Annotated in this window: 33 protein-coding genes; 11 read left to right on the forward strand and 22 right to left on the reverse strand. The window is 63.1% G+C overall.

Going from position 1 to position 25,225, the window contains the following annotated elements; genetic code table 11:
- The first annotated feature begins 144 nt into the window (after positions 1-144).
- From FKV23_RS16190 to nagA, 3 genes are all read left to right on the forward strand, one after another.
- Positions 145-888: a GntR family transcriptional regulator gene (locus FKV23_RS16190; protein ID WP_141624792.1), complete on the forward strand. Its 744-nt coding sequence runs from the start codon at positions 145-147 to the stop codon at positions 886-888.
- Between the two features lie 67 nt (positions 889-955).
- Positions 956-1,969 carry an SIS domain-containing protein gene (locus FKV23_RS16195; protein ID WP_141625254.1) on the forward strand — a complete coding sequence of 338 codons (1,014 nt, stop codon included), beginning with the start codon at positions 956-958 and terminating at the stop codon, positions 1,967-1,969.
- A gap of 143 nt (positions 1,970-2,112) precedes the next feature.
- Complete coding sequence (gene nagA, locus FKV23_RS16200; protein WP_141624793.1) at positions 2,113-3,246, forward strand: N-acetylglucosamine-6-phosphate deacetylase; 1,134 nt, start codon at positions 2,113-2,115, stop codon at positions 3,244-3,246.
- A 32-nt stretch (positions 3,247-3,278) separates the two neighbouring features.
- Here nagA and FKV23_RS16205 read toward each other — a convergent pair whose 3' ends face one another.
- Complete coding sequence (locus FKV23_RS16205) at positions 3,279-3,575, reverse strand: type II toxin-antitoxin system RelE/ParE family toxin (protein ID WP_167285339.1); 297 nt, start codon at positions 3,573-3,575, stop codon at positions 3,279-3,281.
- Positions 3,572-3,787, reverse strand: a complete 216-nt coding sequence (locus tag FKV23_RS16210; protein WP_141624795.1) for an addiction module protein — start codon at positions 3,785-3,787, stop codon at positions 3,572-3,574. Before FKV23_RS16210 ends, FKV23_RS16205 begins: the two co-directional genes overlap by 4 nt.
- 87 nt (positions 3,788-3,874) lie before the next feature.
- On the opposite strand from FKV23_RS16210, the gene FKV23_RS16215 reads away from it, so the two are divergent.
- Positions 3,875-4,720 (forward strand): 3-keto-disaccharide hydrolase, encoded by an 846-nt coding sequence (locus tag FKV23_RS16215; protein WP_208543192.1) that lies wholly within the window; start codon positions 3,875-3,877, stop codon positions 4,718-4,720.
- 178 nt (positions 4,721-4,898) lie between these two features.
- Here FKV23_RS16215 and FKV23_RS16220 read toward each other — a convergent pair whose 3' ends face one another.
- On the reverse strand, positions 4,899-5,120 hold the full coding sequence (locus FKV23_RS16220) for a hypothetical protein (RefSeq protein ID WP_141624796.1): 222 nt from the start codon (positions 5,118-5,120) through the stop codon (positions 4,899-4,901).
- Between the two features lie 53 nt (positions 5,121-5,173).
- On the opposite strand from FKV23_RS16220, the gene FKV23_RS16225 reads away from it, so the two are divergent.
- Positions 5,174-5,455 carry a hypothetical protein gene (locus FKV23_RS16225; RefSeq protein ID WP_141624797.1) on the forward strand — a complete coding sequence of 94 codons (282 nt, stop codon included), beginning with the start codon at positions 5,174-5,176 and terminating at the stop codon, positions 5,453-5,455.
- A 157-nt stretch (positions 5,456-5,612) separates the two neighbouring features.
- Here FKV23_RS16225 and FKV23_RS17880 read toward each other — a convergent pair whose 3' ends face one another.
- From FKV23_RS17880 to FKV23_RS16240, 3 genes are all read right to left on the reverse strand, one after another.
- Positions 5,613-5,702, reverse strand: a complete 90-nt coding sequence (locus FKV23_RS17880) for an SEC-C metal-binding domain-containing protein (protein WP_208543303.1) — start codon at positions 5,700-5,702, stop codon at positions 5,613-5,615.
- Between the two features lie 220 nt (positions 5,703-5,922).
- Positions 5,923-6,633: a class I SAM-dependent methyltransferase gene (locus FKV23_RS16235; protein WP_141624798.1), complete on the reverse strand. Its 711-nt coding sequence runs from the start codon at positions 6,631-6,633 to the stop codon at positions 5,923-5,925.
- 342 nt (positions 6,634-6,975) lie between these two features.
- Positions 6,976-7,878 (reverse strand): hypothetical protein, encoded by a 903-nt coding sequence (locus FKV23_RS16240; protein WP_141624799.1) that lies wholly within the window; start codon positions 7,876-7,878, stop codon positions 6,976-6,978.
- Positions 7,879-7,996: 118 nt separating this feature from the next.
- Between FKV23_RS16240 and FKV23_RS16245 the strand changes: the two genes are divergently transcribed.
- On the forward strand, positions 7,997-8,113 hold the full coding sequence (locus tag FKV23_RS16245) for a helix-turn-helix domain-containing protein (RefSeq protein ID WP_141624800.1): 117 nt from the start codon (positions 7,997-7,999) through the stop codon (positions 8,111-8,113).
- 360 nt (positions 8,114-8,473) lie between these two features.
- Here the strand turns inward: FKV23_RS16245 and FKV23_RS16255 are convergent, their stop codons facing one another.
- Complete coding sequence (locus tag FKV23_RS16255; RefSeq protein ID WP_141624801.1) at positions 8,474-9,010, reverse strand: GrpB family protein; 537 nt, start codon at positions 9,008-9,010, stop codon at positions 8,474-8,476.
- Between the two features lie 130 nt (positions 9,011-9,140).
- Positions 9,141-9,536, reverse strand: coding sequence for a GFA family protein (locus FKV23_RS16260; protein ID WP_141624802.1), 396 nt, complete (start codon positions 9,534-9,536; stop codon positions 9,141-9,143).
- Positions 9,537-9,813: 277 nt separating this feature from the next.
- On the opposite strand from FKV23_RS16260, the gene FKV23_RS16265 reads away from it, so the two are divergent.
- Entirely contained in the window at positions 9,814-10,407 is a 594-nt protein-coding gene (locus tag FKV23_RS16265) for a hypothetical protein (RefSeq protein WP_208543193.1), read from the forward strand.
- 335 nt (positions 10,408-10,742) lie between these two features.
- On the opposite strand, the gene FKV23_RS16270 is transcribed toward FKV23_RS16265, so the two are convergent.
- From FKV23_RS16270 to FKV23_RS16290, 5 genes are all read right to left on the reverse strand, one after another.
- Entirely contained in the window at positions 10,743-11,168 is a 426-nt protein-coding gene (locus FKV23_RS16270; protein WP_167285340.1) for a hypothetical protein, read from the reverse strand.
- An 18-nt stretch (positions 11,169-11,186) separates the two neighbouring features.
- A complete protein-coding gene (locus FKV23_RS16275; RefSeq protein ID WP_141624804.1) occupies positions 11,187-11,567 on the reverse strand; it encodes a hypothetical protein in 381 nt (126 codons plus the stop codon).
- Between the two features lie 180 nt (positions 11,568-11,747).
- Positions 11,748-12,131: an ankyrin repeat domain-containing protein gene (locus FKV23_RS16280; RefSeq protein ID WP_167285341.1), complete on the reverse strand. Its 384-nt coding sequence runs from the start codon at positions 12,129-12,131 to the stop codon at positions 11,748-11,750.
- Positions 12,132-12,192: 61 nt separating this feature from the next.
- Positions 12,193-12,903: an alpha/beta hydrolase gene (locus tag FKV23_RS16285; RefSeq protein WP_208543194.1), complete on the reverse strand. Its 711-nt coding sequence runs from the start codon at positions 12,901-12,903 to the stop codon at positions 12,193-12,195.
- 217 nt (positions 12,904-13,120) lie between these two features.
- Complete coding sequence (locus tag FKV23_RS16290; RefSeq protein ID WP_141624806.1) at positions 13,121-13,960, reverse strand: LysR family transcriptional regulator; 840 nt, start codon at positions 13,958-13,960, stop codon at positions 13,121-13,123.
- 108 nt (positions 13,961-14,068) lie between these two features.
- Here FKV23_RS16290 and FKV23_RS16295 point away from each other — a divergent pair, with 108 nt between their 5' ends.
- The 4 genes from FKV23_RS16295 (at position 14,069) to FKV23_RS16310 (ending at position 17,629) form a co-directional block, all read left to right on the forward strand.
- A complete protein-coding gene (locus tag FKV23_RS16295; RefSeq protein WP_141624807.1) occupies positions 14,069-14,563 on the forward strand; it encodes a lipocalin-like domain-containing protein in 495 nt (164 codons plus the stop codon).
- Positions 14,564-14,616: 53 nt separating this feature from the next.
- On the forward strand, positions 14,617-14,961 hold the full coding sequence (locus FKV23_RS16300; protein ID WP_141624808.1) for a 5-carboxymethyl-2-hydroxymuconate Delta-isomerase: 345 nt from the start codon (positions 14,617-14,619) through the stop codon (positions 14,959-14,961).
- Between the two features lie 161 nt (positions 14,962-15,122).
- Complete coding sequence (locus FKV23_RS16305; RefSeq protein ID WP_141624809.1) at positions 15,123-16,250, forward strand: hypothetical protein; 1,128 nt, start codon at positions 15,123-15,125, stop codon at positions 16,248-16,250.
- A gap of 323 nt (positions 16,251-16,573) precedes the next feature.
- The gene (locus FKV23_RS16310; protein ID WP_141624810.1) at positions 16,574-17,629 is read left to right on the forward strand and encodes a DUF5694 domain-containing protein; all 1,056 of its coding nucleotides are present in this window, start codon (positions 16,574-16,576) and stop codon (positions 17,627-17,629) included.
- A gap of 30 nt (positions 17,630-17,659) precedes the next feature.
- Here the strand turns inward: FKV23_RS16310 and FKV23_RS17885 are convergent, their stop codons facing one another.
- The 9 genes from FKV23_RS17885 to FKV23_RS16355 form a co-directional block, all read right to left on the reverse strand.
- Positions 17,660-18,166, reverse strand: a complete 507-nt coding sequence (locus FKV23_RS17885) for a GNAT family N-acetyltransferase (RefSeq protein ID WP_141624811.1) — start codon at positions 18,164-18,166, stop codon at positions 17,660-17,662.
- A gap of 84 nt (positions 18,167-18,250) precedes the next feature.
- Positions 18,251-18,706 carry an SRPBCC family protein gene (locus FKV23_RS16320; RefSeq protein WP_141624812.1) on the reverse strand — a complete coding sequence of 152 codons (456 nt, stop codon included), beginning with the start codon at positions 18,704-18,706 and terminating at the stop codon, positions 18,251-18,253.
- Positions 18,707-18,875: 169 nt separating this feature from the next.
- Positions 18,876-19,112 carry a transposase gene (locus tag FKV23_RS17890; RefSeq protein WP_141624813.1) on the reverse strand — a complete coding sequence of 79 codons (237 nt, stop codon included), beginning with the start codon at positions 19,110-19,112 and terminating at the stop codon, positions 18,876-18,878.
- A 207-nt stretch (positions 19,113-19,319) separates the two neighbouring features.
- Positions 19,320-20,180 (reverse strand): right-handed parallel beta-helix repeat-containing protein, encoded by an 861-nt coding sequence (locus FKV23_RS16330; protein ID WP_141624814.1) that lies wholly within the window; start codon positions 20,178-20,180, stop codon positions 19,320-19,322.
- Between the two features lie 180 nt (positions 20,181-20,360).
- Positions 20,361-21,572, reverse strand: coding sequence for a nuclear transport factor 2 family protein (locus tag FKV23_RS16335; protein WP_141624815.1), 1,212 nt, complete (start codon positions 21,570-21,572; stop codon positions 20,361-20,363).
- 92 nt (positions 21,573-21,664) lie between these two features.
- Positions 21,665-22,711, reverse strand: a complete 1,047-nt coding sequence (locus FKV23_RS16340; RefSeq protein WP_141624816.1) for an AraC family transcriptional regulator — start codon at positions 22,709-22,711, stop codon at positions 21,665-21,667.
- Positions 22,712-22,925: 214 nt separating this feature from the next.
- On the reverse strand, positions 22,926-23,306 hold the full coding sequence (locus FKV23_RS16345; protein ID WP_141624817.1) for a hypothetical protein: 381 nt from the start codon (positions 23,304-23,306) through the stop codon (positions 22,926-22,928).
- A 57-nt stretch (positions 23,307-23,363) separates the two neighbouring features.
- Positions 23,364-24,131, reverse strand: a complete 768-nt coding sequence (locus tag FKV23_RS16350) for a hypothetical protein (RefSeq protein WP_141624818.1) — start codon at positions 24,129-24,131, stop codon at positions 23,364-23,366.
- 94 nt (positions 24,132-24,225) lie between these two features.
- Entirely contained in the window at positions 24,226-25,032 is an 807-nt protein-coding gene (locus FKV23_RS16355; RefSeq protein WP_141624819.1) for a hypothetical protein, read from the reverse strand.
- Positions 25,033-25,225: the final 193 nt, after the last annotated feature.

Here is a 25,225-nt window from a genome sequence, read left to right on the forward strand (position 1 = left end):
CGAAGCCGGGCATCCATGGATACCCCTGAATTTGACCAATAGAGCCCATGGCGCCCCGCTCCTGCAGGGATGACGAGCCTCCGGGACCTCGCAAACCTCGTCCCCGGCTTGCCGCCACTGGTTTGTTACTGGTATCTTTCCGCCATGCAGGACTATCTGCTCAGCGAATACCAGCGCCAACAGGCCGCGCGACGCGCGCCGGCCTACCAGCACCTGCGCCGCACCCTCCAGCACGCGATCGAGAACGGCTCGCTGACCGCCGGCCAGGCCCTGCCCGGCGAGCGCGAACTGGCGCGGCTGCTCGACCTGTCGCGGGTCACCGTGCGCAAGGCCATCGCCGGCCTGGTCGCCGACGGCCTGGTGCTGCAGCGCCAGGGCGCCGGCACCTTCGTCGCCGAGCGCATCGTCAAGTCGTTCTCGGCGCTGACCAGTTTCACCGACGACCTGCGCGCGCGCGGGCTGGACCCGAAGTCGGAGTTCATCGAGCGCGGCACCGGCGAGGTCACTCCGGAGGAAGCGATGGCGCTGAACCTGTCGCCCGGCGCCCAGGTGGTCCGCTACTACCGCCTGCGTACCGCCAACGGCACCGCGCTGGCGCTGGAGCGCACCGTGGTGCCGCAGGCGATCCTCGCCGACCCGTCGCTGGTCGAGAACTCGCTCTACGCCGCCTTCGACAAGCTCGGCCTGCGCCCGGTGCGGGCGCTGCAGCGGCTGCGCGCGATCGCCTTCGACGCCGAACAGGCCCGGCTGATGCGCCTGCCCGAAGGCAGTCCCGGGCTGTTCATCGAACGTCGCACCTTCCTCGACGACGGCCGCGTCGCCGAATTCACCCGATCCTTCTACCGCGGCGATGCCTACGACTTCGTCGCCGAACTGCATACGGAGTGATGCCTTGAACGCCGCCGTCGACCCGACCGCTCTGTCCGCCCGGCCGCTGCGCGCCGAAGACACCCTGATGTTCGCCGAGGCGGCCGAGGCTGCCGACGCGGTCGCGCGCCAGTTCGCCGCCAATGCCGCGGTGCTCGACGCCCTCGCCGAACGCCTGCGCGCCGACCCGCCGCGTTTCATCGTCACCTGCGCGCGCGGCAGTTCCGACCACGCCGCGACCTACGGCAAGTACCTGTTCGAGACCACGCTGGGGCTGGTCACCGCCTCGGCCTCGCCGTCGGTCGGTTCGGTCTACGCGATCAAGCCGCAGATGGAGGGCGCGCTGTTCGTCGTCATCTCGCAGTCGGGCAAGAGCCCGGACCTGCTGCGCAATGCCGAGATCGCCAAGGCCGCCGGCGCCCACGTGGTCGCCCTGGTCAACGTCGCCGACTCGCCGCTGGCGGAACTCGCCGACACCGTGGTACCGCTGCACGCCGGTCCCGAGCGCAGCGTCGCCGCGACCAAGAGCTACCTGTGCTCGCTGGCCGCACTGCTGCAGCTGACCGCGCGCTGGAGCGGCGATGAAGCCCTGCTCGCCGCCGAACGCGGCCTGCCCGAAGCGCTGCGCCAGGCCTGGGCGCAGGACTGGTCGGCCGTCGTCGAAGGTTTGAAGGATGCACGCAACCTGTTCGTGCTCGCTCGCGGGCTCGGTCTCGGCGCCGCGCAGGAAGCCGCGCTCAAGTTCAAGGAGACCAGCGGCCTGCACGCCGAGGCGTTCTCGTCGGCAGAGGTCAGGCACGGCCCGATGGCGATCGTCGGCCCGGGCTTCCCGGTGCTGGCCTTCGCCCAGGACGACGACACCGGCGCTGGCACCGCCGCGGTCGCCGACGAATTCCGTCAGCGCGGTGCGCCGGTGTGGCTGGCCGCGCCGGGGCAGGACGCCGGCGAGGGTTTGCTGCCGCTGGCCGCCGCTTCGCACCCGGCGGTGACCCCGCTGCTGACCGTGCAATCGTTCTACAAGGCGGTGAACGCGCTGGCCGTCGCCCGCGGCCACAACCCCGACCTGCCGCCGCACCTCAACAAAGTCACCGAGACGATCTGAGCTTGTGATCCCTTCCCCGCCTGCGGGGGAAGGCCGGGATGGGGCAAAGCGCCGACCATCCCATCGCGGATCGCGGCATCGCCGCTCCGCTCGCCCCCACCCCAGCCCTCCCCCGCACGCGGGGGAGGGGGAGAATCGCGACGATGCCCGCCCTCGCCTTCCACAACGGACACGTCCTCACCGAGCGCGGCTTCGAGACCGGCCTGTGCGTGATCGTCGAGGACGGCCATATCGTCGCCGTCGTGCCCGGCCCGCCGCCGGCATCGGCCGAGGTCGTCGACCTGCAAGGCCAACACCTCGTGCCCGGCTTCATCGACACCCAGGTCAATGGCGGCGGCGACGTGCTTTTGAACGACGCCACCACGGTCGACGGCGTGCGCCGCATCGCCGAGGCCCACCGCAAATACGGCACCACCGGCCTGCTGCCGACCCTGATCAGCGATGACGTCGAGGTGATGCGCAACGCCATCGCCGCGGTGCGCGGGGCGATCGAGCAGGGCGTGCCCGGCGTGCTCGGCATCCACCTCGAAGGCCCGTACCTGGCCGAAGCGCGCAAGGGCGTGCACGATCCGGGCAAGTTCCACACTCCGGGCGAGGACGAACTCGACCTGGTCGCCTCGCTGGGCAACGGCAAGACCTTGCTGACCGTCGCCCCCGAGCGTTTCGACGCCGACACCCTGCGCGCGCTGGCCGCACGCGGGGTGATCCTCAGCGCCGGCCACACCGCCGCCGACTACGACACGATGCGCGCCGGTTTCGACGCCGGCATCCGCGGCGTCACCCACCTGTTCAACGCGATGACGCCGATGAACAGCCGCGAGCCGGGCGGCGTCGGCGCCGCGCTCGACAATGAAGACGTATGGTGCGGCCTGATCGTCGACGGCCACCACGTCCACGACGCCAGCCTGCGCGTCGCCATCGCCGCCCGCCCGCGCGGGAAGATGATCCTGGTCACCGACGCCATGCCCCCGGTCGGCGGCGAGCGCGAGGACTTCGAGCTCTACGGCGAAACCATGACCTGCCGCGACGGCCTGTGCAGCACCGCCAGCGGCACCCTCGCCGGCTCCGCCCTCGACATGGCCAGCGCCGTCCGCAACTCCGTGCAGCGACTCGGCCTGCCGCTCGACGAAGCCTGCCGCATGGCCTCGCAGTACCCCGCCGAGTTCCTCGGCCTCGGCCATGAGCTCGGCCGGATTGCCGCCGGCTACCGCGCCGACCTGGTGGTGCTGGATGAGAACGTCACCGTGCAGGGCAGCTGGATCGGCGGCAGCGCGTAAAACCTGCCCTCACCCCAGCCCCAATGGCGAATTCACCCTTCCGGCCAGCGTTCCGGACTTCGCCTGTGATGCAGACAGGCCAGCACGGAAACCTGTTCCCCATCCAGAATCTCGAAATGGAGGGCATAGGGAAAGCGGCGTAACAGGACACGCCGGAAACGGCCCCGGACAGCAGGATAGCTTTCAGCCGAACGTGCCAGATGCTCCTCGGCGGCAGCCACAGCGCGCAGGAAGTCACCACCCAGTCCGTACGAGCGCTGCTCGTACCACTCGAAGGCCGCGACGATCTCCGCCTGAGCCGGCGCTTCGAAGACAACCCGCCGGATCACAGGCGAATGCCGAGACCTGAGGCGATCTGCGCCAAGGACTTGCCCTGTGCGGGATGGGCGTCGCGCCATTTCGCACGGCGTTCCAGTTCGTCAAGCACGGCCGGATCGGTCTCGGGCGTGGCCTCGGCGGCGAACCGGTCCCACAGATCCTCGACCAGTTGCAGGCGCTCGAACTTGCCCAGTTGATCCAGTTGTTCGGGAGTGATGGCCATGTCCGCTCCTCCGTAATCCACGGTCGTCAGTTTACATCCGGTCATCATGCACGTGACCTGCCCCTTTTCCCGATGGTAGAACGCCCCATGAACTCGAAAAAAGCATCCATGTCGAAGAACAAGGAACATCGCCGGTCAGCGGGCATGGTCGTCGCCTCGATTGCCGGCATTGTCGGTGCCGGCGCACTCATCGGATGTTCGACCGCATATCCGATGCCCGCGAACGACATTCCCGGACAATCGACGGAGCGCTGGCCGATACATTCAACCGACCGTCCCCAACCCGCCATCGTCGACCCTGGCCCGGCCGCGGCACCTGTCCCCGCACCTGCGGATGCAGTGGTCCTGTTCGATGGCAGCGACCTCTCCCACTGGCGCTCGGCCGATGGCAGCCCGGCACGCTGGAAAGTCAAGGATGGCTATTTCGAAGTAGCACCAGGCTCCGGAGCCATCGCCTCATCCCAGGAGTTCGGCGATGTCCAGCTTCATATCGAATGGGCGGCGCCCGAGCCCGCGCAAGGGCAGGGGCAGGACCGGGGAAACAGCGGGGTCTTCCTGATGGGACGGTACGAAGTGCAGGTCCTCGACTCGTACCGGAACACCACCTATCCGGACGGACAGGCGGGCGCGATCTACGGGCAATACCCTCCACTGGTCAACGCCAACCGGCCACCGGGCGAGTGGCAGCGGTACGACATCGTGTTCCGCGCGCCCCGCTTCGATACCGATGGGCGGCTGCAACAACCCGCGCGCATGACGGTGTTCCACAACGGCGTGCTGGTGCAGGACAACGTCGCCCTGACAGGCCCGACCGCGCACAAGCAGCGCCCGCCCTATGCAGCCCACCCGCCGCGTTTGCCGCTTTCACTGCAGGATCACGGCAACCCCGTCCGCTTCCGCAACATCTGGTTGAGGGAACTCGCGCCCGAGTAGAGGGAAAGTGTGCAGGCATACTGATCCCGCAATCGTCAGGCCATCGTCTCAGTCAGCGGAGAAGACCTGACTTCATTTCTACAGTTTCCACAGCCGCCATCAGGGGACAGAGATGCGCGCAAGATCGAGGGGAACCTGGGCGGCGGCGGTGCTGGCGCCGTGTGCGCTGCGGACGCTGTCATGGTGGTACATCGCATCGCGGGACACACGCATCGATCCGGAGTTCGTCCAGAACTTCATCGACTTCAATCGCCGCGTGTTCGCGCATCACGCGCGACGCGCATTCGGTCCGCATCGAAAACATCGCCTTCGGCGCGGAAGACGGCATCGTGCTGACCAGCTCGATCGGCAGCACCGTGATGGACCTCGACCCGGACGGCATGCCCAAGGTATGGGACACGCGTAGCGGCGAGCTGCTGCTGGCGCTGCCCGGCGAGTGGACAGGCCGAGGTCGTGCAGTTGAAAACGCAGGACTGGCGGCGCGAACGTATCTTCCCACTCAGCCTGCAGACCGTGCACTGGGCGTCGTACACGCCGGGCGAACCGTGGCTGGTGCTGGCCGGCAACGAATCCACGCGAGGCAGGATCGAACTGGTCGACCTGCAAGGCGGGGAAGCCTGGCGATACAAGGCGAACACGACCCATCCGGTCGCCGTGCTGCTGCCGGAGATCCGTGCCGGCTTGATCCTGCAAAGTGGTGGCGCGACGCAGATCCGTTACCTGGACCAGCATTAGCGGTTGCGATGGTGGGACGAAGTGACTTCCGGTAGCCGGGGACTGGTCAACACAACTCACAATTGCAAACGCCCGGCCCCATGGCCGGGCGTCGTCGTTCCGTTCTGTGGACGACTGGCAGATCAGCTAGCGGGAATAGTCATGGCGGTTGACCCCGTCAAAAGCTGCCGACGGTTAGACAGCACCGCTTGAAGCGCTTGCCCGAACCGCATGGGCAGGGATCGTTGCGACCGAGCTTCTCGCACAGCTCCTTGTCGCCATGGACAAAATCTGCGGCCCTTCTTCACCCGGGTTTCGGATGGGAACCCCTTGCGGCGCTTGCTCGTGACCTCAAAAGGACGCCTGGTTGTCGTCGTGGCGTTTCATGGCACATCTCCTGTGTCAGCCCATGACGGGCGGTGCATTCTAGCGCTCGGACGCAGGCCAAGGCATCGCAGTCGCTGTGAAAAAGAACCTGACTCCCTTCGTCAGACCCCCGGCGTCTTCGCGCGCTTCGACACCCAGCCATGTATCAGGCCGGCCTGGAAGAACGGCACGGGCGGCTCGAAGCCGGCCGACTCGATGATCGATGCGATGCGTCCCGGCGGCAGCACGCCCACGTCTCTGGCGTAGGCCTGGCGCATGCGCTCGATGGCCTCGGGCGTGATGTCCGCCGACGCCATCATCGCCAGCCAGGCGTGGAGCAGGACCTCGTACTCGGGCGAAGCGATGTCGGACGCCAGGTCGGTGCTGGCGAGCAGGCCCCGCGGCGTGAGCGCACTCGCAATCTCGCCAAAGAACGCGGCACGCGCCGGCGGGTCGAGGATGAACTGCGACACCAGGAAGCAGGTCGCAGCATCGTGCAGCCCGGCGCCCGTGAGTGAGCCGAGGTAGCCCTCGTGGAAGTGACAACGCGAGACGAACCCCTCCGCCTCCGCCCGTTGTCGGCAGACCTCGAGCATGCGCCCCGAGGGCTCCACCGCGGTGAACCGCCAGCCGGGATGCTTGCGCGCCATGTAGGCCAGCTCCGCCCCCGTGCCCACGCCGACGCACAGGACCCGCGCCTCGTCCGGCAGCCCGGCGAACAGCGCGTCCAGCAACAGGTGCAGGCAGTCCCGGATCGGCGCCGTCTTCGCCCACTGCGTGTCGTAGTTCGCCGCCTGCTGGTCGAACAACTCCTTGATTTCGTCCTGGTGCATCTGGGTCTCCGTTTTTATTGGTCTCGGGGGACGAACTGTGAGCCGATATCAAAACTCGACTCTGACGCCTGTTTTCAAAAGCCTGGCCCTCACCCCAACCCCTCTCCCGCAAGCGGGAGAGGGGCTCAGGAGCTCGTCGGCCTTAAAGCCCCTCTCCCGTTCACGGGAGAGGGGTTGGGGTGAGGGCCGCTACTCGCTGCCCTGACGATCCTCGAAGTGATGCCATATATGCGATCGCGGATGCGAACAAGATCCAGAGAAAGGGACGGAGGGAACTAAGCGACGAGCCCAACAACTTCCGCGCTTGGGTCTTACCTGGTTAATTGCCCCGCCCCCTTCTCTCTACGGATTCGCAACCTGGACCCAGTTCACAGCGTCATCACTGTATGCAATGTCTTGCAGACCAACCGACCAAATGCGCCCGTCAGCAGCGTCAAGGTATGCGGTGCTTACTTCGATACCTGGATCCACCTGTTCGACAAGGTCGCCTGTGACTTTAAATAGACCTTCATAGCTTGAAAGGTATAGTTTTCCATTGAAAGAAGTCATGCCCCAGAAATCACTTGTGGTGACATCTTGAGTGATTGCTTCCCATGCATCGCCGCGACCACGGATGATGGTGCCAGCCATTCCGCAGGCATATACCAGGCCATCCCCCGCGCACAGAATGCAATTGAGCACTACATTGCTCGGACTCTGTTTTTGGATCCAGCCATTCCCGTCGAAGTGCCAGATTTCTCCCGCATATCCCGCGCAGTAAATGTCGCCTGCAGAAAATCCATCGATAGCGTTGAAGCCTATGGCGTGAGTGCGACTTTCTTTCTCCAAGAATACGCCGCTGTCGACCTGGAGCCACACGCCTTCTTGGGCTCTTTTGTACACATGTCTACCCATGCCTGCCACATAGACCTCATCACCGATGCGTCGCGCAACTCTCAGCGCCAATAGGTTGCTGGGGCCATCATCAGAAGTATCCACATGCTCCTCGGATACGCCGGGAAGGTTCAGAATGAATATCCTCCCGTCAACGCCCATGTTGAAAATTCGCGCCCCTTCCTCTAGGACTATTGAGCCCCGTGTCGCGCCTTCGAGAGTCTTTTTCCCCCATGTGTCATTGGCGTAGCGGAAAACTATCGAATGATCTACGTTCTGGTCCGCAAGCTCGTCATCCACCGCGGTTATTACGGCATAGTCCTTCTTGAATGCAGTTATCCCTGTGAAGCTTCTGGCGCGCTGATCGTACATCGTGCTGTTCCTGTAGCTTTAGATGGTGGTTTGATTAAACCTCGAAGTGCAATTTCCTTGAACTTAAGCGGGCCAGGCACCGTAATCTGTGCCGCTTCACCGGTAAGTGGAGTTGCACATGAACTATCGGCACCTGACCCTGGAGCAACGCTACCAGATCGCCGCCCTGCATGATGCAGGTTATTCCCAGAGGCACATCGCCCAGGTCATCGTAAAGGCAGTAAAGGCATCGTAAAGGGCGCCGCAAGGCGACAAATGCCTACGCACGATCGGTCTGAAGCGCGCGAAGGTGGTGATTGGCTTGAAGGTGGCCGGGCACAACCTGATGCGGCTGGCGAGGCTACAGCTGTGCCTGCATGAAGGCCAACGGCCGCCGAAAGGCGGCCTGGAGGTCGAACATCGCTTCACGACATCATTGAAGACGCCCCGTGCGATAAGGCGAACGGCTCGCCGCAGGTCGAACCATTGTCAGGCAACGAAAAGCGGCGTTATTCGAGGTGCCATTAAGCGACAAACCCTACATCCTTCCGCGGTCGGGTCTTACCTGGTTAATTGCCTCCGTCTCCTTTTGTCGGACGCCCCCTCAATGGAGGGCTCAGGCCTCGCGCACGATGGCGCCGACAAACTCTGCCTTGGCATCAGTGTATGCCTCCCGATCCCTGGGATGCGTCGCGGCGAGCCGGGTCTTAAGCGCGGCATACTTTGCGGCCAGCTCTGGATCAGACCGCAACGCATCGCGGAACTTCAGCCGCTTGTGCCAGACGGGACCGTCATGGACGACGAGATGAAGATGATGCGTTCGACGCCCGTTTGCCCAGCGCATGAACCACTTGCGATCCGACAAGGACTCGTTGAACTCTGTGGAAGTGGCGTAGCCCGATCGGCACAACGACGGCGCGAGTCGTTCGGCGACCGTGATGGACTGGACGCCGGCAAGAATGTCGATGACCGGCTTGGCGATGAGGCCCGGAACCGCAGTGCTTCCGATGTGCTGGATGTCCATGAAGATGCCCGGGAACAGGAACAGGAGGCGGTCCCGCTCGACTTCAAATGCCTGAGGCCAGGAAGCGTCGTACGAGTGCAGCTCCACGTCCTCGTGGATGGCAGCGAGGAGGGATTCTTCTTCGTTCACGGCTGGTTCTCTACCAGAACAGGGACAGAGTGCGCTTTCGGGCGACGACCTTGGACAGCTGGCTCGATCACTCTACTCCGCACCTTGCATCCTCATCATGCGGGCGTCGCCAGATGACGGGCAGGCCACGTCAATCATGGCACTCGATGCCGTCGGGCAGGTGCACCCAGGCATGCCGGCGCTCCCCATAGATCGATATGCGCGGCTGGGGGAACTCCGGATCCGCGAAGGCACCGACCGGAATCGCGACCATGCCGGGCACCGCATCCAGCCGATAGAACACGGTGGAACCGCACGCCGGGCAGAAGTGGAACCGGGCCGAACCGCCTTCGTCGCCGATGCGCGTGTACTCCGTGCTCGGGCCGTCGATGGTCACCGCATCCTCGGGGAACCGGGCCTGCGCGCCGAACACACTGCCGGTGCGCTTCTGGCACGCCAGGCAATGGCAGATCGAGATACGGACCGGCTCGCCGCGCGCGCGGACGGTGAGCTTTCCACAACTGCATGAAGCGAGACGATTGATCATGGTGTCCGGTGTACGGGGTTTGGCCGTGCTGTCAAGCGGCATCAGCTTACAAATACTGCCTCCAGCGGTTCTCGACCAGATGGTGTTGGCAGCATGAACATGTGGGGAAACCTTAGAACCAGGCCCCCATTTTTGCGTACTGGCAGAGTGACGGGCTGATCGGCCGTTCAGCTGCTGAAAGCCGCCTTTTGTTCTACCCGCCCCACGGCTCAGGCCGCATTAAATCAATGACTTGCGAGACGAAGTCCTGAATGTCGCACGGATTGCGTTTCCCGGGGTGAACGCAATTCTTGTTCGGAGACTCGTCATGAAAAGAACGTCGGTTCAGATGATTGCTTTTTCGTGCGCGGCGCTGGTTCTTTCGTCCGCCGCGCTGGCAAGCGACAAGGATGCTGCGGAAGCCCGGATCGCGCGCGCGATGAGCGCGGGACCGGCACAGATCACCGCCGGAGCGAAGATCATGGAGCACGACGGCACGGTGCTGCGGGAAGGATCGAACGGCTGGACCTGCATGCCGAGCATGGGACCGGGCATGGATTTCCCGATGTGCAATGACCCGGCATGGATGGAGTTCATGCAGGCGTTCGCAGCCAGGAAAGCCCCGAACCCCACCCGCGTCGGGGTTTCCTACATGTTCGCCGGCGACGCACCGGTCAATAACGACGACCCGTTCGACACTACCCAGGACCCGGGCGAACCCTGGGTGACCGAGGGCCCGCACGTCATGGTGATCGTTCCGAACGCGGAGACCATGCTCAAGGACATGACCAACGACCCCAACGCGGGCGTCCCGTACGTGATGTTCAAGAACACCCCGTACGCGCACATCATGATTCCGATAGGTCCACGGGCGACGCCCAAGGAGAAGTAGGGACATAGCCCCGGCGGCCGCGCGTCGTCGTCCCGGGTTCGTCTCCGACATCTTCATTGCCGCAGACGACGAGCAGGCCTCGTCAATCGTGGCAGTCGATGCCGTCCGGCAGGTGCACCCAGGCGTGCCGGCGCTTCCCGTAGATCGATGTGCGTGGCCGCGGAAAACCCGGATCCGCGAAGGCACCGGCGGCAGCTTGCGAGGACTCTTCTCGAAATCGGGGGGAACTCAGAGTGCACTTTCCGCTTTGCGAGGTGCCCGTGACCACGCAACTGACCCGACTTGATCGTCCTCAACTGAGGAAGTCTGCTCTGACCCGAGTTTTCTTCGAAGAGTCAGTTCGCCCCCTTCTTCCGCTCCTTCAGCACCATGTAAATGGAAGTGGCTGCCAGAATCGCAAAGCTGAGCTCCCATACATAGAACGCGGATCCAATGGCGTCGATCTGGACATTCATGCCTCCCGCGTCCGACGGAAAAACAGTTGCCCTGAACGTGTCAAGGCCGATGACCATTGCGATGACCGAGGACCAGAGCGCAACCATGAACTGACGAAGCAAGTAGAAGATTGCACCTGCAGCGATCGCCAGATTTGCAAGCCAGGCAAAGCACAGGGCATCAACGGCTTGCGTCCAGCCAAAAAACAGCAGAACAAGGCCATCGATAGAGCTGCCTCTGCCATGCAGCGCCGGCAAAAACAAGGAAGCGATAAAGACCGCAAAGGAAATAAGCAACGGCAGGTTTCGCTTCATCGACTCACTCATGCGTTTCGCCCAAGGCCATCATAAAGCGGTCGCCAGACTGAAAATTGGCAGGTACAGCGCTAGAAGACACATGGGCAACACCACGAGCAAGCTGATCAGTCCGATCACAAGGGCGGCGATACGACGCTGGCGCGGGTTCGGCCACCGGAACCATGCGACCGCGACGCATGCAGGGAGCAGCCATGCGACCAGATACCCGTCCATCACGGCCCGACTCAGCCAGGGCAGTTCCGCACCAAAGCTCGCCAACACATCCCGGAAGTTCGGCACCACGACGGTCAGGATCAAGGCGGTGATCCCGGCCAAGCAGAGACTGACAAGCAAGACTGCAATTCCCGGCTTCGCAGAACGATGACGCTCTGTGGCTTGAGCGGTGGGCGCACGGTAGGGATTGGTCACGTGAACTGACGTCCTATGTCATTGGCGAAGAATGAGCCTGACCTTTCTTTCTTTAGTCCCATCGCTGAGTGAGTTCCTGAGGAAGTGTCTCTGACACCGATATTCCCTTATTGCCCTCAACCGAGGAAGTCTACTCTGACCCGAGTTTTCGTCCAGGAACGGCGCGAGCCGCGATCGGATTCAACGCACGGACGCCGCCTGCAAGCACCGCTGCCGCAACCATTCGGCAACTCCAGTCTTCCCATGCTCCAGAGCGACCTGTTCGGGCGTCCGGTCCTTGTGATCCTTCGCATCGACGTCCGCACCGTGCCTCACCAGAGCGCGCACCGCAGCAAGGCCGCCCCAGCCGCAGGCCCAGTGCAGTGGCGTCATGCCCGTATCGGTGGCATGCATGTTGGGATCGGCGCCCGCCCGCAACAGCACGCGCAGGGCCGTCGCGTTGCCGTGCGACGCGGCGCCGTGCAGCGGCGACTCGCCGGTGTCGTCGAGGGCATCGACGTCGTGGCCTTGGCGTATCAGTCGCCGCAGCCTCTTGTGCGCTCCGACCCAGGCCTCGCCGTGCATCGGTGTCTCGGGCTCGCCGCGTTTCCCGGAGGCGCTTTCATAAGAGGTTGGGCGATGAGGTTTACTCATGATCTCGTACTTGATTGCCTCTGCCCCCTTTGCTGGCCCTTTGCTGACCCTCAGCCGCCGGCCCATGCACCCAATCCAGCACCGGGTCGACCCATACGGGGAGCGGCATGTAGAACGCACCATGCAACTTGCCGGTCGAGATCTCGATCTCCTCGAAGGACCGAGGCTGCTCAGCCTGCCGGGCAAGCGATTCGCAGCTCCCCGCCAGGGTGTCGCTTGCCTCATGCACGGAAAGGACGCGACCGGTCAGGCGGATGTTCGGCGCGACGGGCCCTCCGGGGCACGCAGCGAGCAGCACGAAGCGGACCTCGGGCCGCCGCAGGAAACTGGAAACGCGCTTCGCGATGCCCCCGCCCTTGGAGAAGCCAACGACAACGATGTTCCCGGGCGGAACGCCGCGATCGATCAAGGCTTCGACCTGGGAGACGACGACGCCGGCATAGGCGTTCATGTCCGTTGATGGCGGCCGCTGCGCCGAAATGATCACGGCGTCGCGGGATGAAAGCGCCTCCAGCACGGCGGGATAGTCATAGCGTCCGAAACGCGGATCGGTGGGGCGGAGCCCGGCGTTCTCGATGATTCGCCCATGCAGGTAGATCAGATGGATCTTCGTGGACTCGGGACTTTCGGGGACATCGGTGCGGATGACGCCCGCATGCGCCGGCACGATGATGGCGAGCAGAACCAGAAGCAAGGCTTTCATTGACCTGTTCACGGCGGAGCGCACCCGGGTTGAATCAGGGTTGGATGTTACAAGACCGGCGCCGTCAAAACGGGAACGAATGCAGTCGAGCGACAACAACTTCGACCGCCCAGCCCGGCTCTTACCCAAAACAACAAGACAAGAACAAAGGTCAGAATGCACTTCCCAACTTGCGAAGTGTCCGCGATCCCCCAACCGACGTGATCCTGACGTTCGCTCACCGGAACGCCAGCGTGAGCACACGAAGCGCTTCACGCGATCGACGGTCACTGAGTGCGGTGTAGAGCATCACATCCTGCGGGGGGATCGGCGGCAAGGACAGACCTTCGCCGATATCGATCGTGCCGGATGGCGCGGCGCGTTGCGCCAACACGGCCACGGCCAATCCCCCGGCCGCAGCCGCGCCGAGGATCGCGGCACCTTTGCCAACGAAAACCTCGCTCCATTCGATTCCGGCCCTGTCGAGCGCACGAACCGCTACCGCTCTGATGCGACACGACTCGCCTTGCGTTGCCAACGGCAGGGGTTGGTTGGCATGGGGCTCCCAGCCGACGGCCGCGAACCAGGAAAAAGCCTCGACGAAAGCGGCCCTGCCCTGCTTGCGGCGGTCCTCCGGACGCAGCGCCAGCACCGCATCGAGCTCGCCCTGTTCGTAGGCCTGCATCAGCTCGCGCGTGCCGGCCACGCGCATCTCGACCAGCAGGCCCGGATCGTGGTCCCGCATCCGCCGCAACAGCGACGGCAATTCGCCGCCGACCAGCAAATGACTGATGCCGATCGCCAGCCGGCGCCGCTCGACCTCGAACGCGGCGGCCGCGCGGTCATGGGTCGAAACCAGTTCGCGTGCCACCCCGAGAAATGCCAGCCCTTCGACGGACAGACGCACATGCCGAGGCGTGCGTTCCAGCAGGCGCCGGCCCAGCTGGTCTTCCAGCCGGCGCAGCTTGAGGCTGACCGCGGACTGGGTGGTTCCCAGCACGTCGGCCGCGCGGGTGAAGCTTTGCAGGTCGGCGGCCAGCACGAAGGCCTTGACCGCATCGACATCCATCGCCTTCATTCGGAAAGATTCGAATCTGAAATGACAGATATATCTATAGATGCATTTTCATGATCATTCAAGCGATCTAGGCTGGGCTTCGATACCCGTTGCCAAAGGAGCCCTACGATGAAACGACTGAGCGGTGTGATGCTCGCGATGCTGGCCGGGCTGGCCACGCGCGACATGCCTGAGCCGGCCCATGAATTCCCGCTGCACGGTACCTGGACCCTGGTGGCCGCGGACAAGATCCTGCCCGGTGGCGCACTGGCACGAGACTATGGCGAGCAGCCCAGGGGCAGGCTGATCGTCGACACCCAGGGCCGATACTCGTTGCAGATACTCAAATCCGAGCGCCTGCGTTTCGCCGCCGATAGCAAGGCTGACGGCAGCACCGATGAATTCAAGTCCGCAGTGATGGGCAGCAGCACCCACTACGGCACAGTCACGATCGATGAGAAGGCGGGACGGCTTGTCTTTTCGATCGAGGGCTCATCCTTCCCCAATTGGGAAGGCACCGTGCAACGACGTCAGTACAAGCTGGAAGGCAGGGAACTGAGCTACCAGGTACCGCCACGGGCGGACGGTAGCATCCCGATTTCGGTCTGGCGACGACTCGATTGAGTCGCCGCGCGACGTAAACCGCCTTTCCCCAGAACCAGGAGACGAGAGACGACATGCCGCACTTCGTGATTGATTGCTCGCAGGGAATACTGCGACAGCGCAGCGAGGAAGAGATCCTTGCACGACTGCATCACGCCGTGAACTCCACGGGATTGTTCGATGAGCCGGATATCAAGGTCCGGGTCAATCCTTTCCTGGTCTACGCCGTCGGCGGAGGAAAGGAAGACTTCATCCACGTGTTCTCGTACATCATGCAGGGACGAACCATCGAGCAGCGGGCAGATCTCTCGAAGAGGATAGTCAGCGAACTGGTTGACATGTTCCCGACTGTCCATCGAATCGCCACGAATGTCGCGGAGTTCGAGAAAGCGACCTATCTCAATCGAGACATGTTGTAGGCACGGCGGTTGAATCGCACAGGTATCGCCGCGTGCGCAGGGTGGCATCCCGATTTCGGTCTGGCGACGACTCGATTGAGTCGCCGCACGACGTAGATCGCCGTACTACTCAACACCGGGAGGATGTCAAACCACCCGACGAACACCACGGAGGCATTTGAATGATGGTCAAGCATGCAGCGTGTTGGATGGGCTGGATCCTCGGCATCGCAGGAGCCACATCGGCCCTGGCTACCGAACCTGACGATTCTGCGCCCAGTAATCTGGCGGAATGGTCGTTGCACTGCTTCTGCATCACCGCCGTGCGCACGCCCCACTCAGCGATCACGATGGATAACAACGGCACGATCCTCCATCGCGCCCGTTCTGGCGTGACGAGGGACGAACTCGCACGCGAGGGCATCGCGGTGACGGATAGCCAGATCGCGCTACTGCAGTTGATGCACGCGCTTGAGGTCGATGACGATGTACTGAGAACGGCCTTTCCTGTGATCGGTCCGGAGCAGCTCGACAGCCTGCGTCCACGCTTGCGTCAGCTGGCCGAGGCGGTACTGCCGGACATCGAGCCGCACGTGGCGGCGATCCGCGCCAGACTGCACGACGAGGGACTATCGCGCAGCGAGTATGCGGTTGTATTCGGTCATGCCGTAGACGGCGTACTGTGGGAACGCCTACGTGAGCGCGGCGCGCTGCCGTCTACCGAGTTGAGTGTGGAGTATCCGCTTTGGCGCGGCGCCCTCTGGGCGTTGTACCCATCACGCGGAAACGTGGCCGGTGTAAACGAGCATCGTGCCGGCCAGGCCACCCTGATCCTCAACTGGACGCGTCCGACCGGGCGTGCATTGCGCAGTCTCGATACGTCCCTGGGACTGCCCGATGCATTACAACGGCTGGCCACGGGGCAGAAAATCGCGCCAGTGATCGACGTGTCCGGCCGCACCTGGACCCTGATCGACGACAGTGGCATGCAGATTCCGGTGATACACGTGCGCGACGACGACCCCTTGCACGCTCCTGCACTGGGCATCGCCACGGTGCTGGCCAACGCATTGGATCGAGACGGTGAGATGGCAGAGGTCCTCACCTCGATCGAGGGCGTGGACCGGAAGCAAGCGCTGGTGATCGCAGCGCACGAATTTATCTGGGACGTGATGGATCTGCTGGTCGAACGTGGTCTGATCGAGCGGCCCGCCGTACTGGACGATCCTAGCGCAGAGACCGATGACCTGCGCGCCCTGCTCGTACTACGCGTGAATGAGGGCGAAACTCGCGCAAAGCAGGGCCCATAGGTTGGGGTGAGCGCAGCGAACCCCAACCTATGCACTTTCGGCGAGGACGCCAGCAGTATCCAGCAACAGCGCGATCGGCCGGTGACCCAGGTCGACGCGCTGTAGGGAAATACCCCGGATAGGCGGCGGAGTTGTTTGCCAGACGTCACGCGCGGCCGTGACCATCGACAGGTGCCGGTCCATCCGCAGGCGGTCAACATCGCAACTACCCATTCCTCGACATGCATACCGACATGAATGCTCGCCAGCGATTCCCCACGGCTCCTGCTATCGCACTCTCGTCGACGGCACGGGCGGCGAGGCCGCTTCGCCGCTTGCTCCGCATGACGGCTACGGCGTGGCTGGCGCTCACCGGTACCGCGATGGCGCAGGTCGACCTGTCGACACTGGACGAGGGTCTGTCGGGCGCGCCCACCCGGGTGATGGTGCTGGGCTCGGTGCACCTGGCGCAGGATGGACCCGAACGCTTCGATGCATCGGCGCTCGAACCGCTGCTGCAGCGGCTGGTCTCTTTCCGTCCGCAGATCATCACGATCGAGGCGATGCCCGGCGAAACCTGCGACCTGATGGCGCGCCATCCGGCGACCTACGATTCGGATCCGGAGAACCTCGACAGGTTCTGCCCCGACACCGCCGCGGCGATGGCCGCCACCGGCATGGACGTGCCCGCCGCGATCGCCGAGGTCGACAGGTTGCTGGCATCGTGGCCGGACGCGCCTTCGCCCGTACAGCGCCGCCAGCTCGCCGCAGCGATGCTGGCCGCCGGCGACCCGACATCGGCGTTGGTGCAATGGTGGCACCTGCCCGTCGCCGAACGCGTCGCCGGCGACGGACTCGACGTCGCTCTGGTGGAGGCCCTGCGCAAGCGCGCCAGTTCCCTCAACGAGAACACCCGCATCGGCGCGACGTTGGCGGTGCGATTGGGCCTGCAGCGCGTGTTTCCGGTCGATGACCACACCGGCGACGCCCTGCGGATCGACGATATGGACGGTTTCGCCAAGGCGATCCGCGGAGCATGGGATGGCGCGCGAGAGCAATGCGCGCCGTCACGCGAGCTTGCGGACGCGTTGCGCGAGAGCGGGGACCTGCTGGCGCTCTACCGCCACATCAACGGCGCGGAATACCAGCGCGCCACAGTGGCATGCGATTTCGGTGCGGCGCAGAAGGAGGGTTCCGCGCAGCGATTCGGCCGCCAGTACGTCGCCGGCTGGGACCTGCGCAACCTGCGTATGGTCGCCAACATCGGTGCCACGTTCCGCGAACGCCCGGGTGCGCGCGTGCTGTCGATAGCAGGCGTGTCGCACAAGCCGTGGTTCGATACCTTGCTCGGCCACATGCAGGGCGTCGAGGTCGTGGATGTCCTGCCAGCGCTGGAATAGCGTCGAATCTCGAACCCGCTGCCAGCCGCTTCAACTGCCCCCGGTTTTCCAAGCCACACTACGTGAGATCCGCAGCATCCCTTCTTCATCTACTCGCTCCGCCACCTCGAACCGTGCGCTTCTCATGCATCGCCGTGCAGCTTCATTCTCCGGTTCCACGGCTCCGATGAAAGTCTCTACCTCCGCCAACTCGTCCAAAGTCTCCAAGCTGGAGAGAATTCGCCTCCCAATACCTTTCCCTCGCATAGCCGGGGCAACCGCCAAAGCGATCCCCGCTGTTCTATCATCATATCGCTCGACATCTACAATCCCGACGGAGCGTCCTGTCGCATAAACAACCCATGCGTAACGAGCCAGTACTCTACGGCCTCGAAACTCCGCTCCTGGTGAATCTTGCAGGAGCGCCGGGATGCGGCGGACCCATTCGCGCCCTCCGAGAAAGCGCTGTGTATCCGGATCGTCGAACCATCCCTCAGTTTCTTTGATTGCGTCCGACGTAATCGGAACGAAGTTGAGCTTGATTTCACTCTGATGCATGAGAACCTCGCGTTCATGATGCGGCCTAACGCTCGAGTTAAGCCGCGCCGCGAAGCGGCGTCGGCTTGGATGAGTTGTTAGGCGTCACTGCGCGCGGTTCTCGCACAACGCCTTCAACTTTCCAAGTGCTTTCGGCCAAGCTTCCGGCATGCTCTCGAAATCATCCGTGATGTCTTGGTCCACAGTGAGCTTCGTTCCCTGCGGCGTTGTCGTGAAAGTGTAGTTCTCGTACGCTGGCGCCCACGCACGGATGGCTTCGCTGCTCGTGTCTTCAACGCCATCGTCGTCGATGTAGCCGAGATGTCGGATCGAGATGAACTCGTTAGGTCGGTTCTCAGCGATCTCCGAGATCACGCCGTGCCCGTCCGGAGTCAGAAAGCGAATTCGTTGGCCCTTCTGCCACGAGCCTTCGAAGTACAGGCCTTCACCGAAGGCGGACGTCCACTCCTTGTAGCTCTCTGGTCCGACCAGCATCTGGTAGACCTGGGATGCTGGCGCGGCAATGTCTACCGACCACTGAAGTCGCTTGAGTACTGGCATAAGTTGCTCCGCTGTGTCGCCGAGGAAGTCCCTCTAGGCTTAGACGATCGGACTCGTACGAATTCGACAATGGCGAGGCAAGAAACCCTGGATGAACAAGACGGTACTGAGTGACGCCCAACACCTGAGCTAAGCCGAACCGCGAAGCGGCTTCGGCTTGAATGAATTGTTATGCCGCGCCAAGCGTGACCTCTCTAAGCGGGTTGCCGCCGTCAATATACAAGCGGCCACCCTCCACTAGTGCGCTACGGACATGCGCGAGCGCGAGCGCGACCCGGCCGGCCTCAGGGTGACGCCGACGTCCCCCCAGCTCCCGCGCCACGACCGCCGTTGGCCGATCGCCCGCCTTGAGCAGTCGAACCGCCTCGAGCTTGAACTCCGCCGTGAACCGTTGACGCTTCTGCATCGAACACCGCCATGCGAGGATTGTCCTCGCTTTGTGGTGTCCGAAGAATCAGGGGTGACTCAGGGTGACTCACTTTGACCCCTTTCTCGCCGGGCGATCTGAGCGCGGCGATTGCCAAGCGGGTGAACGGCTGATCAGCGGCGGCGCGGACGGGCGGTCCCGTCCGCGCCAGGCGCTGACCGGGCCGCCCGATAGCGGCCGCCTTGGCTAGAGGTTGATCGTATTGCTGACCGAGGTGCAGCCGCCGATCGTCGTGGCCGGCGCGCCGTAGCCGATGATGATGTTCTCGCGCGCGACCCCTGCGCTACTGTTGCAAACGATGCCGTAGTCGTTGGCGTCCGGAGCGATGTTGCCGATGAGGGCGTTGTAGCGGATCACCGGTCGCCCGCCGTTGGCCCAGATCCCTCGCTTGGTGCCGGAGCCGTCCTCGACGAGGCCTGAGACGCGGTTGCGCGACACCTCGCCCCCCTCGTTGCTGCTGGAGACGATGCCGAACGCGCCGCCGTTCTGGCCGGCGGTGGCGACCACGCCGGAGACCGCATTGTCGATGATATCGGCGTTGTCCCAGGCATCGATCCCGTACGCATAGTTCACGATCGTCGTCCCGCCGGTGTCATAGACGCGGTTGCCGCGGATGGTGGTGCCGTCGCCGCGGGTCTGGATGCCGAAGTTGGTGTTGTTGTCGAAGCGGTTGTTCTCGATCAGGTGGTAGCCGCCGGCGGATCCCGGAAACCAGACGCCGCGCCGGAAACCGCGGATGCCGCAGTTGCGGATCGTGATGTTGTTCCTGGCATTGGCGTAGATTCCGGTGGCTCCGGTACCGGCGCCCGCGGCAAGGCCGCCGATCTTCCACTCGTTGCAATCGATGGTGACGTTGTTGGTGTTGATGGTGATGGCCGCCCCGGCGCTGATGCTCGTGGACAGGTTGCCAGTGAGGCAGTACACGCCCTGCGTGGTAATGGTGATGGGCAGGCTGCCGATGGTGGTGCAGTTGGTGGTCTCGGCCGATGCCGGCACCGCGTGCAGCGCGAGCGAAAGCAACAGGTAGGTGAGGAAGAGGCGCAGCATTGTCGATGCTCCTTTGAGCGACGGGTTGCAATGGCTGTAAACGCAATCCGGCGCCGGAGAGGGACAGGCTCTCAAGAAAAAGGATCCAGGAAATGGGATCAAGTACATTTTCCTTGCTTCAATCATCGAAGATGAACCTGATCCCTTTCCTGAGGCCGACCTTCTTCTGAGGCCCCGAACCTAACGCCTGGTCGCCGAGTCAGTTCGTGACTCCAGTCGTCCGCCCTCCAACTGGCTGATGACGGCCTTGACCACATCACGCGTGGATTGCCAGTTCATGCCTGTGACAAGTCGGCCATCGGCCTCCACGTACGAGGTGTTGCGCGCACCGTAACGGAACTGGCCCTTGCGCTGCTGCAAGCGCTGCTCGATCGAGAACGGAAACGTCTTGTAGTACGCCGCGCTGGTGTCCTCGAACGCATCCGGATAACCCGTGACGCGCTTGCCGCTGACCAGAGGCGTGCCGTCCGACAGGGTCAGGTTCACCAGCCCGGCACTGCCGTGGCAAACGGCAGACAGGATGCCGCCCTGCAGCTCATAGACCCGCGTGGCGAGTGACTGCAGGCCGGGGTGTTCTGCCACGCCATACATCGCCGCGCTGCCGCCGATGTACATCAGCGCGACATAGTCTCCCGCGTTCACCTCTTCCGGCCTATGTGTGCTGGCGAGCGCCCACATGAAATCGGCGTCGTAGATCCATTGCTTGTGCTCGGCATCACGCGTGTCGATGTAGGCCAACGGCACGGCGCCGCCTTCCGGGCTGACGAACTCCACTCCGTAGCCGGCCTCGCGGAAGGTGGCGTAGGCCTGGATCAGTTCGGGAAAGCTGTTGCCGGCGCTGAGCCGGGTGCCAGGCATGGTGCCCACGTTGGAGACGACCAGCAGCACCTTGCGCCCGTGAGCCGGCGCCGCGTGGCGCGTGGCGGTCTTGCTGATTACCTGCCACTGCCCGGCCAGCTTCTTCAACAGGAACAGGTCGACGAAGCGGGCACCATCCCGGCTGACCAGAACCTCGGCCTTGGCCGTGGCGATGTCGCCCTCGATCTGTGTGCTGATCAGCCGGCCAATGCGACCGTTGGACTGGCCGGGGTTCTTGCTGAACCAGCTGGCGTATTCGGCAATGCCCACCTCACGCATGCCACTGTTGGGCTGGCTGAGGTACAGGCGCGCATCGGGGTGGAACGCGCGTTGCAACTGCTCGGTCCGGTTGTACGAGCTTCCCTGCAGGTAGTCGTGGATGACAGCGGCAACCTGGCGGTCGTCCGGCACGGGTTGGGCCTGCGCAGGCACGCTGAGCATCAGCGCCAGGAAAGCCAGGGCCACGAGTTTTGAGGTCAGCGCCCGCCTCAGGCAGGCAGCGTAGGGCACACGGGTGAGAAGCTTTGCGGCCATGTGGGGCTCCGGTTTGGGAAAGCCCCGTACTCTGCTCGAGCGCCCTGTACATCAACAGCTTGCAACGCGTTTTCGGAATCCTGAAACGCGTTTCAGGAGCCGGCTTGCGAAGCCTGCTGGGCGGCCTGACGCCATGCGGCCGGGGTCGTGCCCTCGACCTTCCTGAAGCTGCTGTAGAAGGTGGACATGGACACGAAGCCAACGGCCTCGGCCACCTGCTCCATCGCTCCACCGCCGGGCGCGCTCAGCAACCGCTTGGCAGCTTCGACCCGCACTTGGGCCAGGTACGGCTTGAAGGCGATCTGGTGGTTGTCGTTGAGCAGCTGCGACAAGCGCGCCGCCGGCATACCGAGCCGACGCGCCAGCTTGGGCAGCGTGAGAGTGGTGTCCCGGTACAGGTGCTCTTCGGCCATCAGCTGGTGCAGCGACTGCAGGGCAGCTGCTGCTTCGTCGGCCGCGATCTTGCGGTCCTGATAGGGAGTCGGTGCACGGCCCGCCCTGCGCCGGGCGAGCATGACAATGATGCTCAGGTACAGGACCACCGAGAAGGACAGCGCGCCCACAATGTACGAGGTCAGCCCCGCGGTGTAATAGGCCAGCCAGACCGCCGCGACGCCCACGATGACGGCCGCGACATGCCTGCTCGTCAAGCCGTCAGCAGGCACGTGGGCGACCTCGCACCGCGTGGCACGCACGAACAGGCCGCCCGCAAGCAGCAGGCAGCCCAGCCATGCGTACTGGATCAGTTTCCAGACCGGGCCGCCCCACAGGTCAGGGTGGTCCGGATACGGCCAGGCCAGGCCGAAGCCGACGGCCAGCCCCAGCAGGCCCAGGCCCAGGACCGGGTCGCTGCGGGTGTGCAGGCGTTGTGGATCGGCCCAGGCGCGTACGAAGCCAATCAGGCAGGGACCGATGAGCAGACAGGCGGTCAAGCCCACCTGCAGCACGAGCTTGGAGATCTCTGGCCAGAAGTAGAACATCACCGACTTGCCGGTGCGGAGGCTGAGCGTCAACACCAGTACGGCCAGCCACCGATGCGCGGGCGTTACGGGTTGTCGCCAGAGCAGATACAACGAAAGCACCAGGCCATTGAAGGCACCTAGCCCTGCAAAGAAGAACAGCAGATAAGAATGGATCATGGATGACGAGTTCCGCGAAGCGGACGCCGCGAGGGACCGGCGGCTTCAGTGGCACACAATAACGGCATGCGACGGTGATGAGAATTGGGTCGCGACACTGGGGCTGCAGCGACAAGGCCCCGAAAACAAAGGTAGTTCCTGGCCTTTCCGGACCAGGATGTGCCTGAGTTGCTGGATCAACGTTTGCCTGATGAGCTTGATGCACCCACAGCCATCACAAAGCGGCCCCCAGCCTGAAAATTGGCAAGTACAGCACCAGAAGGCACATGGGCAGCACAACAAGCAGGCTGATCAGCCCAACTGCAAGAACGGCGATACGACGCTGGCGTGGCTTCGGCCACAAGAACCATACGACCGCGACGCATGCGGGGAGCAGCCATGCAACCAGATACCCGTCCATCACGGCCCGACTCAGCCAAGGCAGTTCCGCACCAAAGCTCGCCAACACATCCCGGAAGTTCGGCACCACAGCGGTCAGGATCAAGGCGGTGAGGCCGGCGAAACAGAGGCTGACAAGAAGGGCTGCAACTCCTGGCTTGGCGGAACCATCATGCCCAGCGGCTTGAGCGGAGGGCGCTTGGTAGGGATTGGTCATGTGAACTAACGTCCTATGTCCTTGAGGAAAACAGGGGTCACCATTTCGCCGCCGGGGTCAACACGGCGCGAAGTGAAGAGCCGAACCCACTGCCGAAGTCGCCTGGTTGAGGAGCCACGTGCATACACGGGCCCGGTTGAAGGCGACATCCGAGAGCAGCGCGACAGCCATCGCCAGGTAGGCGAAGTAGGCAAGGCCCACGTAGTTGCTGAAGATGATGGTGTGCAGCCAGTTCTGCCCGAACAGGTACAACGCAGCAGTCAAAGTGGCAGCGCCAATGAGGACGACGGCGGGCAGGACAAGCTGCGGAGCGGCACGGCGGCGCCGGAAAGCAACGCCGGCCAGGAACAAGAAGACAACTGCATTTGCCGCGGTGAACACCCTGAACTCACGCATGAGACTGGTGGTCACATGCGTGTAGGTGGCCTCGATGAACTGGGTCAGTCGTTCGCGCGCGCGCCCAAGCGATGACAGTTGCTCGTTGGCGCCTCTCTCGGCGTAGGCAATCATTCGCTTCCGGCACTCGCAATCCGCATCGAGCATGTCTGCGACGACAGTGGCCACCGCTCGCGGAACGCCGTCCCTGATCTGGCTCGTGCTAACAGCAATCTCCTCATCGGTTTTGCGAAGCGCCTTCTGCGCAAAGCCAACCAGGCGGGCATTCGATAGCGAGTCGAGTCTCTCGCCAACGCGCTTCTCGACCTCGATCCGGACAACCTCCCTGGCCAGACGCTCGACCAGAACGGGATTCAGGAATGAGGCGACGAACGCGCCACCGAAGACAACAACGCTAGATAGCGCCATGCAGAGAATGAGTGTGCGCATTGCATCATCCTGGGCTTATTGCCGTAAAAAAGTGCATAAAGATGGTGGATCTGCTCGTCAGCATAATGACGCTGAGCCCTTATTCCTGTTCTAGCTATTTCGCAGCTTCCTGGAACCGATGCGCGTTCTCTGGAAAGAGATCCATCATGAAAAAGCGCCGCCGGAACCCCTCAAAAATTTGAGGATCCCGAATCAGTGCTTCAACCTGATCGACCGACCATCCGAATCCATGTTGCCCTGCCATCGCGCATAGCCTCTCAGCCTGCCTCTGAATTGCCTCAGCACTTCCGTGCTCACGCTCGTAGCCTTCGACAACAAGGCGATACATTGTCTGAGCACTTGAATACATGAACAATAAACCCGCTTCTGTGCTGCGCAATGCACCAAGCGCAGCCTCTGCGGATCGAGTCGCAAGGAGCGTTTGGTAGAACGCCGACAATGAGGCTTCCAAAGCGAGCGAACCAATATCCTGCTTGGGCGCCAAAAAAGCCCAAAGTGGGGCACGGTCCTGGACTTGGACAGTCGATGCAATCGAACTCCCCGAGCATGCAGCCACCACCACGATCAAGTTCATTCTTGTTGCCTCGTTGAGGCTTACGAAGGCAGGCCTCATAGCCTCCCACGTCAGGTTTGAACCATCGGCAAACTGCAAGCCTTCATCAGACCCATGGCATTCGATGTGCAACAACGGAGCATAAGAATCACGTCTGGCCAGTGCAGCGCGCTGCTCCAACAACGCCAGAAACTCTACACCTGCTTCCACGCGCACACGAACGACATGAGGCGCTTCACCCAGGATGTGAGCCCAGCCCCGCACATCTTCAAACAGATGCTCGGCGGTATTGACTTCGCCGTCTGGCAACGAATCAACAATAAGTATCTGATTGAAACTTGCCGTCATCGTCGCACTACCGCCGCTTGCCCATACTGGGGCTACTTCCCTGAAAAAGAGCAGATACGTTTACTCCACAATCCTCAGCCCACCGCTTAAGTCATGGCAAATGAACCTGACCCCATTTCTACCTGACCCCTTTTCTGGACCCCTTTTCTGGCGTCGACTTGAGGTTTGCTATACCAGACGTGGTTGAACATCT

The organism is Lysobacter alkalisoli (assembly GCF_006547045.1).
GTDB lineage: Bacteria > Pseudomonadota > Gammaproteobacteria > Xanthomonadales > Xanthomonadaceae > Marilutibacter > Marilutibacter alkalisoli.

What these genes read in the sequence shown, in the direction of transcription:
- FKV23_RS16345 (WP_141624817.1), bottom strand. Translation starts at nt 23,306, where the DNA reads ATGACCAATCCCTACCAAGCGCCCTCCGCTCAAGCCGCTGGGCATGAT.
- FKV23_RS16310 (WP_141624810.1), top strand. Translation starts at nt 16,574, where the DNA reads ATGACGGCTACGGCGTGGCTGGCGCTCACCGGTACCGCGATGGCGCAG.
- FKV23_RS16335 (WP_141624815.1), bottom strand. Translation starts at nt 21,572, where the DNA reads ATGGCCGCAAAGCTTCTCACCCGTGTGCCCTACGCTGCCTGCCTGAGG.
- FKV23_RS16210 (WP_141624795.1), bottom strand. Translation starts at nt 3,787, where the DNA reads ATGGCCATCACTCCCGAACAACTGGATCAACTGGGCAAGTTCGAGCGC.
- FKV23_RS16260 (WP_141624802.1), bottom strand. Translation starts at nt 9,536, where the DNA reads ATGATCAATCGTCTCGCTTCATGCAGTTGTGGAAAGCTCACCGTCCGC.
- FKV23_RS16270 (WP_167285340.1), bottom strand. Translation starts at nt 11,168, where the DNA reads ATGAGTGAGTCGATGAAGCGAAACCTGCCGTTGCTTATTTCCTTTGCG.
- FKV23_RS16330 (WP_141624814.1), bottom strand. Translation starts at nt 20,180, where the DNA reads ATGCTGCGCCTCTTCCTCACCTACCTGTTGCTTTCGCTCGCGCTGCAC.
- FKV23_RS16215 (WP_208543192.1), top strand. Translation starts at nt 3,875, where the DNA reads ATGAACTCGAAAAAAGCATCCATGTCGAAGAACAAGGAACATCGCCGG.
- FKV23_RS16290 (WP_141624806.1), bottom strand. Translation starts at nt 13,960, where the DNA reads ATGAAGGCGATGGATGTCGATGCGGTCAAGGCCTTCGTGCTGGCCGCC.
- FKV23_RS16245 (WP_141624800.1), top strand. Translation starts at nt 7,997, where the DNA reads ATGAACTATCGGCACCTGACCCTGGAGCAACGCTACCAGATCGCCGCC.
- nagA (WP_141624793.1), top strand. Translation starts at nt 2,113, where the DNA reads ATGCCCGCCCTCGCCTTCCACAACGGACACGTCCTCACCGAGCGCGGC.
- FKV23_RS16320 (WP_141624812.1), bottom strand. Translation starts at nt 18,706, where the DNA reads ATGCCAGTACTCAAGCGACTTCAGTGGTCGGTAGACATTGCCGCGCCA.
- FKV23_RS16305 (WP_141624809.1), top strand. Translation starts at nt 15,123, where the DNA reads ATGATGGTCAAGCATGCAGCGTGTTGGATGGGCTGGATCCTCGGCATC.
- FKV23_RS16240 (WP_141624799.1), bottom strand. Translation starts at nt 7,878, where the DNA reads ATGTACGATCAGCGCGCCAGAAGCTTCACAGGGATAACTGCATTCAAG.
- FKV23_RS16285 (WP_208543194.1), bottom strand. Translation starts at nt 12,903, where the DNA reads ATGAAAGCCTTGCTTCTGGTTCTGCTCGCCATCATCGTGCCGGCGCAT.
- FKV23_RS17890 (WP_141624813.1), bottom strand. Translation starts at nt 19,112, where the DNA reads ATGCAGAAGCGTCAACGGTTCACGGCGGAGTTCAAGCTCGAGGCGGTT.
- FKV23_RS16355 (WP_141624819.1), bottom strand. Translation starts at nt 25,032, where the DNA reads ATGACGGCAAGTTTCAATCAGATACTTATTGTTGATTCGTTGCCAGAC.
- FKV23_RS16350 (WP_141624818.1), bottom strand. Translation starts at nt 24,131, where the DNA reads ATGCGCACACTCATTCTCTGCATGGCGCTATCTAGCGTTGTTGTCTTC.
- FKV23_RS16195 (WP_141625254.1), top strand. Translation starts at nt 956, where the DNA reads ATGTTCGCCGAGGCGGCCGAGGCTGCCGACGCGGTCGCGCGCCAGTTC.
- FKV23_RS16340 (WP_141624816.1), bottom strand. Translation starts at nt 22,711, where the DNA reads ATGATCCATTCTTATCTGCTGTTCTTCTTTGCAGGGCTAGGTGCCTTC.
- FKV23_RS17885 (WP_141624811.1), bottom strand. Translation starts at nt 18,166, where the DNA reads ATGCATCAGAGTGAAATCAAGCTCAACTTCGTTCCGATTACGTCGGAC.
- FKV23_RS16300 (WP_141624808.1), top strand. Translation starts at nt 14,617, where the DNA reads ATGCCGCACTTCGTGATTGATTGCTCGCAGGGAATACTGCGACAGCGC.
- FKV23_RS16280 (WP_167285341.1), bottom strand. Translation starts at nt 12,131, where the DNA reads ATGCACGGCGAGGCCTGGGTCGGAGCGCACAAGAGGCTGCGGCGACTG.
- FKV23_RS16190 (WP_141624792.1), top strand. Translation starts at nt 145, where the DNA reads ATGCAGGACTATCTGCTCAGCGAATACCAGCGCCAACAGGCCGCGCGA.
- FKV23_RS16235 (WP_141624798.1), bottom strand. Translation starts at nt 6,633, where the DNA reads ATGCACCAGGACGAAATCAAGGAGTTGTTCGACCAGCAGGCGGCGAAC.
- FKV23_RS16295 (WP_141624807.1), top strand. Translation starts at nt 14,069, where the DNA reads ATGAAACGACTGAGCGGTGTGATGCTCGCGATGCTGGCCGGGCTGGCC.